The sequence below is a fragment of the Rhizobium acidisoli genome (assembly GCF_002531755.2).
GTDB lineage: Bacteria > Pseudomonadota > Alphaproteobacteria > Rhizobiales > Rhizobiaceae > Rhizobium > Rhizobium acidisoli.
The window spans coordinates 3,983,791-3,997,020 of sequence record NZ_CP034998.1 but is presented as its reverse complement, the minus strand read 5'-3'; the positions used below and the strand labels follow the sequence as shown (position 1 = coordinate 3,997,020).

Genomic DNA, 13,230 nt, shown 5'->3' with positions numbered 1-13,230 from the left:
TGATCTCGCGCTGCACAATCGGCCGATACAAGTCCTTGCTGTAGCTGATTTACGCATCGGTTGCATAGCGAGACTCTGCTTAAATGTGGCGGCGTTGCATTTTGGCAAGCCTCGGGCGTTGAGGCCTCCCTTCGCTCGGATGAAATTATGGCGAAAGTTCCGTCAGAAAGCGCAGATTCGTCGGCTGCGCAGAAAAAGAACGGCCCGATTGAAGCAATCGAGCCGATGACGGAGGCTAAACGAGAAAATTGCAATCTTTGATAGTTGTGACCCAAAAGAAACGCCTTCTGATGGGGTATCGGCCCCGATTCGTTATTCCGCGGCTTCGGCCGTCGTCGGTTGTGGTCTTAAAGTCTCGCCGGCGCGGGGTAGTTGCACCGGCTTCAGCATGAGAGCGGCCACAAGGCCGATCAGCGCAATGGCGCAGGCGGTCATGAAGAGCGGCGAGAAGGCGGCGGCATAGAGATCGGCGACAGACTGGCGGCTTGCTTCGGGAAGGGAAGCCATCATCTTCGGCGTCAGCTGCTCGATATCGGCGACACCGGGAATGGACACGCCGACCTTGTTAAGCTGAGAGGCGATGATGGCGCCATAGATGGAGATAGCGATCGACGCGCCTCCCATGCGCGACAGCGTCACCGACCCGGTGGCGGCGCCGACGTCGCGGGCCGGTGCTGCATTCTGCACGCCGATGACGGGAACCTGCTGGGCAAGGCCGATGCCGATGCCATGCAGCATCATAATCGCGCCGATGAAGGCGATCGGCGTTCCCGCATGGATCTGCGACATCAATGCGAAGGCGATGGCGCTGCAGGTCAGGCTTGCAACGGCGAAGGGCTTGTAGCGGCCCGTTTTTGAGATAATGCGGCCTGCGGACAGCGACCCGCAGACGAGGCCGCCCGTCAGAAGGATGAAGAGAAGGCCGGCGGCAGAGGGCGAAAGGCCGGTGGTGGTCTGCAGAAAGAGCGCGAGGTAATTGACCATGCCGATGGCGATGGCGCCGCCCATGATCGAGATCACCAGGAGCAGGTTGAAGGTCGAATTACGAAAGAGCTCCAGCGGTACGATCGGCTCCGGCGCGCGGCGCTCGACGAATACCCAGGTGACGGCGCAGACGACGCCGAAGGCGACGATGCCGATACTCTGCGGCGAGACCAATGCGCCGAACAGTTCGCTGCTGTCGGTGGCAAGCACGATACTGGTCGTCGTCAGGGCGAGCAGCAGCGCACCGGCATAATCGATCCTCGGGCGGCGATGCGGCTTGCGATAGGGCAACATCACGGCAAGGCCGGCAAGCGCGATCAGGCCGATCGGCACGTTGACGAGGAAAATCGAACGCCAGCCGAAAAGGTCGCTCATCGTGCCGCCGAGCACCGGACCGATCGCGCCCGACGCCATCAGCACGAGGCTGGAATAACTCTGGTAACGCGCCCGCTCGCGCGGCTCGAACAGATCGGCATTGACGGCGAAGATCGACACCATGATGCCGCCGCCGCCGAGACCCTGCAGCACACGGGCGGCGATCAGCGTGTTCATCGAGACCGCGAGGCCGCAGACCGCCGAGCCGACGGTGAAAATCATGATCGCCGTCATCATCACATATTTGCGACCGAAGAGATCGCCGAGCTTGCCATAGAGCGGCATGACGGCGCTGAGCGCCAGGAGATAGGCCGAGCCGATCCAGCCGAAACGCTCGAGATGGCCGAATTCGCCGACGATCGTCGGCAGCGCCGTCGAAACGATCTGATTATCGAGCGTCGCCATGAACATGGCTGTCATCAGGAAGAAGAAGAGGATAAGCCGGCGACGAGGATCCGTCACGAGCGGCTGAGGCGCGAGTTGCATGTCCATGGGAGCATCATTCCGGGTTGGTCGCCTTTTATGTGCTGACAGCATATATTTGTCAATGGCACATTAATGACATCGGCATATTCAAAATCGGAAACGGCTCTGATATGGTCCGATCATGAATGACGTGCTGACCAAGACCAATTCCCCGGAACCGGCTGCGCCGGATGAGAAAAACGTCCCGCGCATCGGCCGGAGCATGGGGCGCATGCGGTTGATGACCGGGCGGCGGTTGATCGGCCGGCTGGCGATCCAGAGTGCCGCGCCGGGCCTCGAACTTTCGCATCTCGATGTGCTCGATGCCGTGCGCAGGGCGCAGCCTGCCGGCGAAGTCACGGTCGGCATGATCGCGGAGATGCTGCGCATCGATCCGTCACGGGCCAGCCGGGTGGTGGCCGACATGGTTGGGCGCAACGTGCTGCGCCGCGAGGCTTCACAGGCCGATGCCCGGCGCATTGTCGTCGTCATGACCGAGGTCGGCCAGAAACTGCTTGCCGAGATCGTCGCGCAGAAACTCGCGATCATCTCCGAGATCGTCTCCGACTGGCCTGAGGAGGATGTCGATCGCTTCGCTATATTGTTCGAACGTTTCATCGGCGGCTACGAGGCGGTCTTTCAGTCGCGCGACAAGGAGACGCCGGGCTAGCCTCATTTCACATCAGCGAGCGCCTGGGGCGCGTCCTGTTGGATGCGCGGCGCTCGACGGCAAATGGGGCCGATCCAGCCGCGCCCCTTCCCCTCGACCCCTCGTTTGCGCTAAGGGCAATGCCCATGAGCCAATCCACCTTCACCATTCTCCTTGGCGGCGAACTCAGCCTGACGGAGCGCCTCCGCCATGCCGTCGGCGGCAGCCGTTTCATCGCGGCCGATGGCGGTATGCGGCATGCGGCGGCACTCGGCATTACGCCGGAGATCTGGGTCGGCGATTTCGATTCGACCCCGGCCGATCTCGAAGGCGCCTTTCCCGATGTGCCGAAACAGCCCTATCCCGCGGCCAAGGCGGCGACGGACGGCGAAATCGCCGTGTCGGAAGCGATCGCGCGGGGTGCGCGGCGGCTGATTCTTGCGGGTGCGCTTGGCGGCGAACGCTCGGACCACGCGCTTCAGCATCTGCTGTCGGCCGTCAGTCTGGCTAAACAGGGTTTCGACCTGCTGCTGACCTCGGGCAAGGAGGAGGCGGTGCCGCTGCTTGCCGGTATGATCGAGTTGGATCTTCCCAAGGCCAGCCTGTTTTCCGTGCTCGGGTTCAGCGAGCTGACCGGGCTTTGCATCGACAATGCGCGTTATCCACTGGCCGATTTCCATCTGCCTTTCGGCTCTTCGCGCACCATTTCCAATGTCGCGGAAGGCACGGTTCGCTTTTCGCTTCGCAGCGGCCGGGCGATTGTGCTCGCCAGGCCCTATGATCTTTCCGGAGTCTGATTTTTGGCCCCTCCCATTCTGAAACTCGACGATATCTTTCTGAGCTTCGGCGGCGCGCCGCTTCTGGCTGGTGCCAGCCTGCAGATCGAGCCCGGTGACAAAATCTGTCTCGTCGGGCGCAACGGCTCGGGAAAATCGACGCTTCTGAAGATCGCCGCCGGCCTGGTCGAGGCGCAATCCGGCGAGGTCTTCCGTCATCCGTCCTCGACGGTGCGTTATCTCGAACAGGCGCCCGATTTTGCTGGTTTCAACACTGTCCAGGCCTATGCCGAGGCCGGCCTCGGGCCGGGCGACGACCCGTATCGCGTCACCTATCTGCTGTCCCATCTCGGGCTGACCGGCGAGGAAGATCCGAGCACCCTTTCCGGCGGCGAATCGCGCCGCGCAGCACTTGCCCGCGTGCTGGCGCCGGAGCCCGACATTCTCCTGCTCGACGAGCCGACCAACCATCTCGACCTTCCCACAATCGAATGGCTGGAAGGCGAGCTGCAGAAGACGCGCAGCGCCCTGGTGCTGATCTCGCACGACCGGCGTTTCCTCGAAAAGGTTTCGACGGCAACCGTCTGGCTCGACCGCGGCACCTCACGCCGGCTCGACAGGGGATTTTCGCATTTCGAAGCCTGGCGCGACCAGGTGCTCGAGGCCGAAGAACTGGAGCAGCACAAACTCGGCAAGGCGATCGAGCGCGAGGAGCACTGGCTGCGTTACGGCGTCACGGCGCGGCGCAAGCGCAACATGCGCCGTCTCGGCGAGTTGCAGACGATGCGCTCGCAGTATCGCGGCCACAAGGGGCCGCAGGGCACGGTGCAGGCGACGGCTTCGGACGCGCAGGAATCCGGCAAGCTGGTGATCGAGGCCGACAAGATCACCAAGAGCTTCGGCGACCGGCCGATCGTCACGCCCTTCTCGATCCGCGTGCATCGCGGCGATTGCATCGGTCTGGTCGGGCCGAACGGCGCCGGCAAGACGACGCTGCTGAAGATGCTGACCGGGCAGCTTTTACCGGATAGCGGCACGATAAAGCTCGGCACCAATCTGGAGATCGCGACACTCGACCAGAAGCGCGAGGATCTCGATCCCGAAGATACGCTCGCCAATTACCTGACGGACGGGCGCGGCGAAAACCTGCTCGTCAACGGCGAGCAGCGTCATGTCACCGGGTATATGAAGGAATTCCTGTTCCAGCCGGAGCAAGCACGCACGCCGATCAGAAGCCTCTCCGGCGGCGAGCGCGCGAGGCTGATGCTGGCGCGTATTCTCTCGCGCCCGGCGAACCTGTTGATCCTCGACGAACCGACCAACGATCTCGATATCGAAACACTCGATCTGCTGCAGGAGATCGTCGCCGGTTTTCCCGGCACCGTCATTCTCGTCAGCCACGACCGTGATTTCCTCGACCGCACCGTGACCTCGACGATTGCACCCGCCGTGCCGGACGCCCCGGATGGCCGCTGGATCGAATATGCCGGCGGCTATTCCGACATGCTTGCGCAGCGCAAGGGCGCGATCGACGAGCGCAAGCGGGCCGAGAAGGCTGCGGAGAAGCCGAAGACCCAGGAGGCGGCACCTTCCGGCGGAGGCTCGAAGAGCAAGCTCTCCTTCAAGCAGAAATTCGCGTTGGACAATTTGCCGAAGGAGATGGCGAAAGCCGAAGCCGAGATCGCCAAACGCGAACAGGTCATGGCCGATCCCAACCTCTTTACGCGCGATGCCGCTGCCTTCAACCGGCTTGCCAGCGAAATGGAGAAGCTGCGGGCCAGCCTCACCAAAATGGAAGAGGAGTGGCTGGAGCTCGAAATGCTGCGGGAAGAGTTGGAAGGCTGAGGCTTTCCAACTCCACCCGCCTCACCTTTCCTTGATTGGCCAGTCTGCCGTTGCGCGGCATAAGGTGCCGTCCGGCAGAACATCCAAGTGTTGCAGCCTCCGTTGTGCGTCTGAAAAGACGCGCGGCGCTGTAGGGATATGCCGATCGCAATGGCGACAAGGAAAACTCATATGTCCCGCAAGCCTCATTCCAGAATTTTCACGCTACTTGCCGCCGGCGGCCTCGCCGCGCTTGCCGCATCGCAGGCCGCACGGGCACAGGATGGCAACCGCATTCGGGTTCGCGGTGCCATTGAAAGCTTCGGCGGCGATAGTCTCGTCGTCAAGACGCGCGAAGGCGGCGATGCGACGATCACGCTGAAAGCCGGCTGGAAAGTCGGCGGCATCAAAAAAGCGTCGGTCGAGGATATCAAGCCCGGCGATTTCGTCGGTGTTGCCTCGCTCCCGAAAGGCAGCGGCTCGGATGGGGCGATCGAGGTGCTGATCTTTCCGGTGTCGATGAAGGGAACCGGCGAGGGCAACCGCCCCTGGGGTGCGCAGCCGAACAGCCAGATGACCAACGCGACTGTCAGCAACGCCGTCAAATCCGTCGACGGCCATACGATCACGCTGGCCTATCAGGGCAAGGAAAAGACGATCACCATCGCCGATACGACACCGATCGTGACCTTGGCGCCGGCGACCAAGGACGATCTGAAGGCTGGCGCCGGCGTCATCGTCACCGGCGAGAAAGCGGCGGACGGCAGCATTTCGGCCAGCCAAGTGGCCGTCGGCCTCAACGGAATCACGCCGCCGATGTGACCATACGTGAAATTCGAAGGGAAGTAGCGTCTGTCGGCGCGGCGCTCTACAGCGCCGGCGCGGGCATGGCGGCGGCACCCGTGGCGGCGCTGGCGCCGGTACGGGTTACTTGCTGCTGTTGCTGCTGCGGTTCCTCGGATTTTGCCGGCAGCGCCTGCAGATGCAGCACGCGCGGCTTCAATGCCTCGAGATAGGCCTCGGAACGGCCGATATAGATCATGCCGCTTTCCGGCATGGAGGTGAGCAGTCCGGCCATCGTTTCCTGCCATTCCGGCTCCATGCCCTCAAGCACTTCGTCGAAAATGATCCAGCGCGGACGGGCGAGAAGCAGGCGGGCGAAGCCGATTGCCTTCTGTTCGTCGCTGTCGAGCAGTTTGTCCCAGCGGGCGCGGGTATCGAGCCTTGATATCAGCGAATGCAGGCCGGCCTTGTCGAGGGCTGCGTCGACGGCGGCTTTCTCATAGGCATCGGGGCTTTCGGGGAAGGCCAGCGCCTCACGCAGCGTGCCGCCGGGAATATAGGCGATCTGTGGGACGAACAGCATGTCGTCGACCGGCGGCAGGCCCATTGTGCCGCTGCCGCACGGCCAGAGGCCGGCCATCGCCTGGAAGAGCAGCTTGCGGTTGACGCTGTGATCGCCGTTGATCATGATCTTTTCGCCTGATTTGATCACGACATCGGTTTCGCGCAGGCGGAAGCCGCCGCATTCGTCGATCTCTTCACCGATCTTGGCGACGATCACCACATCCTTCAAAGTCAACGTGTCGGGCGCGGTGTTTTCATAGGCGATGCCGTCCTTCAGGGCGAATTCCTCTTCCATGTCGAGCAGCGCCTGGCGGAAATCGGTGACGCGCATCAGCGTGGCGCGCCATTCGGCGATCGGACCGAAATTGGCGACATACCAGCGTAGCGCGGTGTTGACCTGGTTGAAGGCGCCGACCGACATCATCAGCTGACCAAGCGTGAGGCCGCCGGAGAAATAGGCGGGCGCGGCGACGATGATCGGAATGACGATGACCAGCCAGCCGTAGCCGGCCGAAACCCAGGTGAGGTTGGTATTGGCCATGGCGAGCCGCTTGACGACCCTCAGCACCGAGCTGATGTCGGTGTTGATGCGCCGGCGTTCGTTCTCCTCGCCGCGGGCAACGGTGATTGCCGGCATGTTCTCGTTGGCATGCATCAGCGTGAAGCGAAGCTCAGCCTCCTTCGAGAAGCGGTCCGCATTGAGCTTCACCAGCTTGCGGCCGACGACCTGGCTTAGCACCGAGGCGGAGGCGGCGTAGAAAATCGCCGCCCAGACCATGTAGCCGGGAATGGAGAAGCTGTGGCCGCTGATGTGGAAGATGAAGCCGCTGGAAAGCTCCCAGAGCACGCCGATGAAGCTTACAAGAAGAATGGTCGACTGCAGCAGGCCGAGAACGAGCCCTGTCGTGCTTTCGGCGAGATTGCGGGAATCCTCGTGCAGGCGCTGGTCCGGATTGACGCCGATCAGGCCGCTGGAGGCGAGCCGCAGCGCCCGCTTGCGCTTCAGCCACTGATCGACGAGGTCGCGCGACAGGCCCTCGCGCATATAGAGCGCGGTCATCTGATTCAGCCATGCCTGCAGCACGTTGAGCAGCAGCAGCGTACCGGCGATCATCGCGAAGATTTCGAGCTGGTGGAAGAATTCACCGAGGTCGCGGCGCTCCAGCGAATCGTAGAAGGGAGCATTCCACTTATTGAGGATGACCTGGCCGTAGGACGTCGCCAGGATGACGAGGATCAGCACGGTCGCCAGAAACAGCACCTTGCCACGCACTTGCGAATTCCAGAATGCTGAGAACATCACCCCGAGGCGGTCAGTCAGGCTGAGATCATAGCCTACCCTATCCTGCCTTCGGATGCCCGGCCTCCCCTCGGTCTTATCTGCCATCACGCTTTTCCAACATCGCCCATGCTTACCATTATTAACATGGTGGCGTTACCGGTCTATCAACAGATTCTATCAGTCATTAAACTGTGATGATGCTTGCATGAGTCGCTCCCGCATGCATTCGGCAGTTGATTCGTGGCTCGACTGGGTCTATTTAAGCGTTCCGTGGTGATTTGGCCGGCCGGCTTGCAGCCACGTTAAAAAATTCGCTAAAGGGCCGCGTGCGGACCGGTAGCGATTTTTTTCGCCGCCGGTTTTTTGCTTTTTGATCGAGTGACCGCAATGCCCATCAAGATTCCCGACACGCTGCCCGCCTTTGAAACCCTCGTTCAAGAGGGTGTGCGGGTGATGACCGAAACGCTGGCGATTCGTCAGGATATCCGTCCGCTGCAGATCGGGCTGCTCAACTTGATGCCGAACAAGATCAAGACCGAATTGCAGATGGCCCGCCTTGTCGGCGCCTCGCCGCTGCAGGTCGAGCTGTCGCTGATCCGCATCGGCGGCCACAAGGCGAAGAATACCTCCGAAGATCACCTGCTTGCCTTCTACCAGACCTGGGAGGAGGTGAAGCACCGCAAATTCGACGGCTTCATCATCACCGGGGCGCCGATCGAGTTATTGCCCTACGAGGACGTGACCTATTGGCCGGAGATGCAGGAAATTCTCGACTGGACGGAAACGAATGTGCATTCGACGATGAACGTCTGCTGGGGCGCGATGGCGGCGATCTATCATTTCCACGGCGTGCCGAAATACGAGCTGAAGGAGAAGGCGTTCGGCGTCTATCGCCACCGCAACCTGAAGCCCTCGTCCATCTATCTCAACGGCTTTTCCGACAATTTCGAGGTGCCGGTGTCGCGCTGGACCGAGGTGCGCCGCGACGATATCGAGAAATCGGACAAGCTGGAGATCCTGATGGAATCCAGCGAGATGGGCGTCTGCCTCGTGCACGAGAAGCGGGGCCGGCGGCTCTATATGTTCAACCACGTCGAATATGATTCCACCTCGCTGTCCGACGAGTATTTCCGCGACGTCAATACCGGCGTGCCGATCAAGATGCCGCACAATTATTTCCCGCATAATGATCCGGCGCTTGCGCCGCAGAACCGCTGGCGCAGCCATGCGCATCTTTTGTTCGGCAACTGGATCAACGAGATCTACCAGACGACGCCGTTTGATGTAGAGGAGATCGGAATGGATCTGTGAGGGCACCCCTTTCTGATCTTGGCCGGTTGCGGTTTGGAACAAATGCGGGCAGGTTCCGGTCGGGATGCTAGATATCAAACGGACGGTCGATCATGTCGGATAAGTTGGAACGGGAAGTTTTCGGGCAGACCAAGGCGGGCGAGACCGTTTATCGCGTCGTCATCAGGGGCGGCGGGCTGACGGCCAAGATCATTAGCTGGGGCGCGGTCATCCAGGATCTGCGCCTGGAAGGGCATGACGCGCCGCTGCAGCTCGGCTTTGAGGATTTTGACAGCTACCCGCTCTATTCGGCTTATTTCGGCGCGACGCCCGGCCGCTGTGCCAACCGTGTCGGCGGCGGCGCCTTTACGCTCGACGGCAAGGACCACCAGCTCGAGCTGAACGAAAACGGCGTGACGCATCTGCATGGCGGCAGCGACAATATCGCCAAACGCAACTGGACGATCGTCGAGCATGATGTCGACCGCGTGGTGCTGAAGATCGTCGATCCCGATGGTCGTGCCGGCTATCCCGGCAATTGCACCATCCAGGCAACCTTCTGGGTGCACGGCAACGGCGAACTGTCGGTGACCTACGAATCCACAAGCGACCAGCCGACGCTCGCCAATGTCTGCCAGCATGCCTATTTCAATCTCGATGGCCGCGAGGATGCGCTCGGCCACGACATCATGATCGCTGCCGATCACTATCTGCCGACCGACGAGAAACAGGTGCCGACCGGCGAGATCCGGTCTGTCGCCGGCACGGAATTCGATTTCCGCGAGATGGCGCCGATGAAGCGTTTCGCCGGCAGCGAACAGATGCTGTACGACCATAATTTCTGCCTGTCCGGCGAACGCACCGCCAAGCGTAGCGTCGCGCTCGCCCGCAGCCTCTATTCCGGCGTGTCGCTTGAGGTGCGCAGCACCGAGCCGGGTGTGCAGTTCTATGCCGGCTTCAAGCTGAATACCGATGCTCCCGGCCTTGGCGGGCGCAAATACGGTCCCTTCGCCGGCTTCTGCCTGGAGACGCAGGTCTGGCCGGATGCCATCAATCACCAGGGTTTCCCGAATGCGGTGCTGCGCCCCGGCGAAGTGCTGCGTCAGGAAACGGATTATATCTTCACCAAGAGCTGAGCGTCTTTTTCGAGACGCGGCGCCGGACCTACGGCTGTCAAATTCTATCGCTATGAAAACCTCTTCGGCCCGCGCCGGGGAGGTTTTTTCTCGCTTGCCGGTAATTCTATCTTGCCGATTGGTTCTAAATAGGTTCTATTGTGTGTCCATGGATAGAACCAGTCTGATAGCGGAGCTCAACGGCCGCGGCCTGCGCGATGCGGCGCTGACCGGGCCGCTCTACAAGCGGCTGGCGCAGACGCTGACCGGCCTTATTCAGGAAGGATTGCTGAAGCCCGGCACGGCGCTGCCGGGGGAGCGCGACCTTGCCGAGGCCTTGAAGCTCGGCCGCGTCACCGTACGCACCGCCTATCGCGATCTGATGGCATCCGGCGCACTGGAATCGCGCCACGGAAGCGGTACTTTCGTATCGAGCAAGGTGGAGCGCATGGAGCAGTCGCTCTGGCGGCTTTCCTCCTTCTCCGCCGACATGCGCTCGCGCGGGCGTCAACCGGCTGCAAAGATCTTGTCACGGACGGTCAATACGCCGTCGCCGGACGAATCCTTCCTGCTCGGGCTTGGCGGCGACGAGCCGGTGCTCAGGCTCGACCGGCTGCGTCTCGCCGACGGCCTGCCGCTGGCGATCGAACGCGCCGTGGTGCCGATCAAGTTTTTAGGCGACGATGCCGGCGGCGAGGGATCGCTCTATGATGCGCTGACCGCCAACGGCCACAGGCCGGTGCGGGCGCTGCAGCGGCTGACCGCGGTGACGCTTGACCCGTCCTCCGCGGCGATCCTGAACGTCGATGCCGGCGCGCCAGCTCTGCTGATCGAACGCGTCTCGCGCCTGGAAGACCAGCGCGTCGTTGAATACACCCGCTCGCATTATCGCGGCGATGCCTATGATTTCGTTGCCGAATTGAGAATCGGAGATGACCTATGAGTGAGAACCAGTCGCTGATGCTTCAAGAAGCGGGCCAATCGCCGGAGGTGGTGGCCACGCTTCTCGAAAAGGAAAAACCGGTCTTTGCCGAGATCGCCCGGCTGTTTTCGTCCGCCCGCCCGAGCGTGGTGACGACGGCGGCGCGCGGCTCCTCGGACCACGCCGCCACCTTCTTCAAATATCTTTTCGAGATCACCTGCGGCGTCCCGGTCGCATCGGTCGGCCCGTCGATCGCTTCGGTCTACGGCGCTGCTCTCCATCTGAAGGGCGGCGTTCATTTCACCGTCTCGCAGTCGGGCGCCAGCCCGGATATCGTCGCATTGCAGGATGCGGCCAAGAAGGGTGGGGCGACGACGATCGCCGTCGTCAACGTCACCGACAGCCCGCTGGCGAAACAGGCCGATATCGTTCTCGGCCTCAATGCCGGTGCGGAAAAGAGCGTCGCGGCGACGAAATCCTTCATCGCTTCGGTCGCCGCGCTTTCCGGGGTGACGGCTGCGATCGGCGGCGCGTCCGAGCTGCAGGCCGCACTCGGCAAACTGCCGGAAGCGCTTTCGGCCACCGCCGGGATCGACACGGCGGCAGCCGAAGAGGTGCTCTTCAACGCGACCTCGCTCTATACCGCCGGCCGCGGCCCGGCCTTCGCGATCGCGCTCGAAGCGGCGCTGAAGGCCAAGGAAACGTCCGGCCTGCATGCCGAAGCCTTCTCGCTGGCGGAACTGATGCACGGTCCGATGCGGCTGGTGCAGCCGGGCTTTCCGATCGTCGCCTTTGCGCCCGACGATGCGGCCTTCGCCAATAACGGCCAGGCGCTGGAGCGTCTGCAGAAGCTCGGCGCCACCACTGTCGGTTTCTCTACGCAGCCGCTTTCCGGCGTCAATCTGCGCGTGCCGACGACCGGCAACGGCCTGGTCGATCCCCTGGTGTCGCTGCTCGTCTATTACCGGCTGATCGAGTCGGTCACGCGCCGCAAGGGCTTCGATCCCGACAGGCCGGCAAACCTGCTCAAGGTGACGGAGACGGTCTGATGGCCCGCAAGATCTTCGTCGGCGCGCGCATCTTCGATGGCGAGCGTTTCCATGACGACAAGGCGCTCATCGTTGCCGATGGACGGGTCGAAGCGATCGCTGCTGGAAACGATCTGCCGGATGGCGAGAGGGTGACGCTTTCCGGCGGCGTGCTGTCGGCCGGCTTCATCGATGCGCAGGTCAACGGCGGCGCAGGGCGGATGCTGAACGACGAACCTTCAGCCGCCTCGATGGCGATCATCGCCGGCGGGCACCGGCCCTATGGCACGACATCGCTGCTGCCGACGCTGATCACCGATACATCGGAGGCATCCACTGCCGCGATCGAGGCGGCGACAGAAGCGGTCAAGGCGAACCGCGGCGTCGCCGGCCTGCATCTCGAAGGCCCGCATCTGGCGCCGGCCCGCAAGGGCGCGCATCTGGCCGAGCTGATGCGGCCGGTCGAGGACCGCGACGTCAAGGCCTTCATCCGGGCGCGCGAGGCGATCGGCACGCTGCTCGTCACCATGGCGGCCGAGCAGGTAACGGTTGCCCAGGTGCGCGAACTTGCGGAAGGCGGCGTCACCGTCAGCATCGGCCATTCCGATTGCTCGAGCGAGGCGGCGGAGGAACGTTTCGATGCCGGCGCGCGTGGCGTCACGCATCTTTTCAACGCGATGAGTCAGATGGGGCACCGTGCGCCCGGCCTCGTCGGCGCGGCGATCGACCATCCCTCGACCTGGTGCGGCATCATCGCCGACGGTCACCACGTCGATCCGAAGGCGCTGCGCACGGCGCTGCGCGCCAAGCGCGGCGAAGGCAAGCTGTTCTTCGTCACCGATGCGATGTCGCTCGTCGGGTCTGAGAAGGATTCCTTCACGCTGAACGGGCGCACCGTCCGGCGCGAAAGAGGCGGCTTCTGCTCGAAGCTGGTGCTGTCCGACGGCACGCTGGCCGGTTCCGACGTCGACATGATCTCGACGATCCGCTACGGCGTCACCTATCTCGACCTGACGCTCGCCGAAGCCCTGCGCATGGCGACGCTTTACCCCGCCCGTTTCCTCAGGCTTGCCGATCGCGGCTACCTCTCGCCCGGCGCGCGCGCCGATCTCGTGCATCTCACCGATGCGCTTACCGTCACCGCCACCTGGCTTGCCGGCGAAACGGTGTGAC

General features: G+C 62.5%; 11 protein-coding genes and 1 riboswitch. Of the genes, 9 read left to right on the top strand and 2 right to left on the bottom strand.

Annotated features, from left to right (window positions below; all coding sequences use genetic code 11):
- Positions 1-312: 312 nt before the first annotated feature.
- Positions 313-1,851: an MDR family MFS transporter gene (locus CO657_RS19500; RefSeq protein ID WP_054182353.1), complete on the bottom strand. Its 1,539-nt coding sequence runs from the start codon at positions 1,849-1,851 to the stop codon at positions 313-315.
- A 115-nt stretch (positions 1,852-1,966) separates the two neighbouring features.
- Between CO657_RS19500 and CO657_RS19495 the strand changes: the two genes are divergently transcribed.
- The 4 genes from CO657_RS19495 (at position 1,967) to CO657_RS19480 (ending at position 5,895) form a co-directional block, all read left to right on the top strand.
- A complete protein-coding gene (locus CO657_RS19495; RefSeq protein ID WP_012559309.1) occupies positions 1,967-2,494 on the top strand; it encodes a MarR family winged helix-turn-helix transcriptional regulator in 528 nt (175 codons plus the stop codon).
- 119 nt (positions 2,495-2,613) lie between these two features.
- Complete coding sequence (locus tag CO657_RS19490; RefSeq protein WP_172643261.1) at positions 2,614-3,270, top strand: thiamine diphosphokinase; 657 nt, start codon at positions 2,614-2,616, stop codon at positions 3,268-3,270.
- Between the two features lie 3 nt (positions 3,271-3,273).
- On the top strand, positions 3,274-5,094 hold the full coding sequence (locus tag CO657_RS19485) for an ABC-F family ATP-binding cassette domain-containing protein (RefSeq protein WP_054182354.1): 1,821 nt from the start codon (positions 3,274-3,276) through the stop codon (positions 5,092-5,094).
- Positions 5,095-5,265: 171 nt separating this feature from the next.
- Entirely contained in the window at positions 5,266-5,895 is a 630-nt protein-coding gene (locus CO657_RS19480) for a hypothetical protein (protein ID WP_054182355.1), read from the top strand.
- A gap of 46 nt (positions 5,896-5,941) precedes the next feature.
- Here the strand turns inward: CO657_RS19480 and CO657_RS19475 are convergent, their stop codons facing one another.
- Complete coding sequence (locus tag CO657_RS19475; RefSeq protein ID WP_054182356.1) at positions 5,942-7,807, bottom strand: ABC transporter ATP-binding protein/permease; 1,866 nt, start codon at positions 7,805-7,807, stop codon at positions 5,942-5,944.
- 155 nt (positions 7,808-7,962) lie between these two features.
- Positions 7,963-8,040, top strand: a riboswitch (SAM riboswitch).
- Positions 8,041-8,089: 49 nt separating this feature from the next.
- Between CO657_RS19475 and metA the strand changes: the two genes are divergently transcribed.
- The 5 genes from metA (at position 8,090) to nagA (ending at position 13,229) form a co-directional block, all read left to right on the top strand.
- On the top strand, positions 8,090-9,013 hold the full coding sequence (gene metA / locus CO657_RS19470; protein WP_003589668.1) for a homoserine O-acetyltransferase MetA: 924 nt from the start codon (positions 8,090-8,092) through the stop codon (positions 9,011-9,013).
- A gap of 92 nt (positions 9,014-9,105) precedes the next feature.
- Positions 9,106-10,128 carry an aldose epimerase family protein gene (locus tag CO657_RS19465; RefSeq protein ID WP_054182357.1) on the top strand — a complete coding sequence of 341 codons (1,023 nt, stop codon included), beginning with the start codon at positions 9,106-9,108 and terminating at the stop codon, positions 10,126-10,128.
- 148 nt (positions 10,129-10,276) lie between these two features.
- The gene (locus tag CO657_RS19460; protein WP_012559303.1) at positions 10,277-11,050 is read left to right on the top strand and encodes a GntR family transcriptional regulator; all 774 of its coding nucleotides are present in this window, start codon (positions 10,277-10,279) and stop codon (positions 11,048-11,050) included.
- Positions 11,047-12,078, top strand: a complete 1,032-nt coding sequence (locus CO657_RS19455; RefSeq protein WP_054182358.1) for an SIS domain-containing protein — start codon at positions 11,047-11,049, stop codon at positions 12,076-12,078. The genes CO657_RS19460 and CO657_RS19455 overlap by 4 nt, the downstream gene beginning before the upstream one ends.
- A complete protein-coding gene (gene nagA, locus CO657_RS19450) occupies positions 12,078-13,229 on the top strand; it encodes an N-acetylglucosamine-6-phosphate deacetylase (RefSeq protein WP_054182359.1) in 1,152 nt (383 codons plus the stop codon). The genes CO657_RS19455 and nagA overlap by 1 nt, the downstream gene beginning before the upstream one ends.
- The last annotated feature ends 1 nt before the right edge of the window (position 13,230 follow it).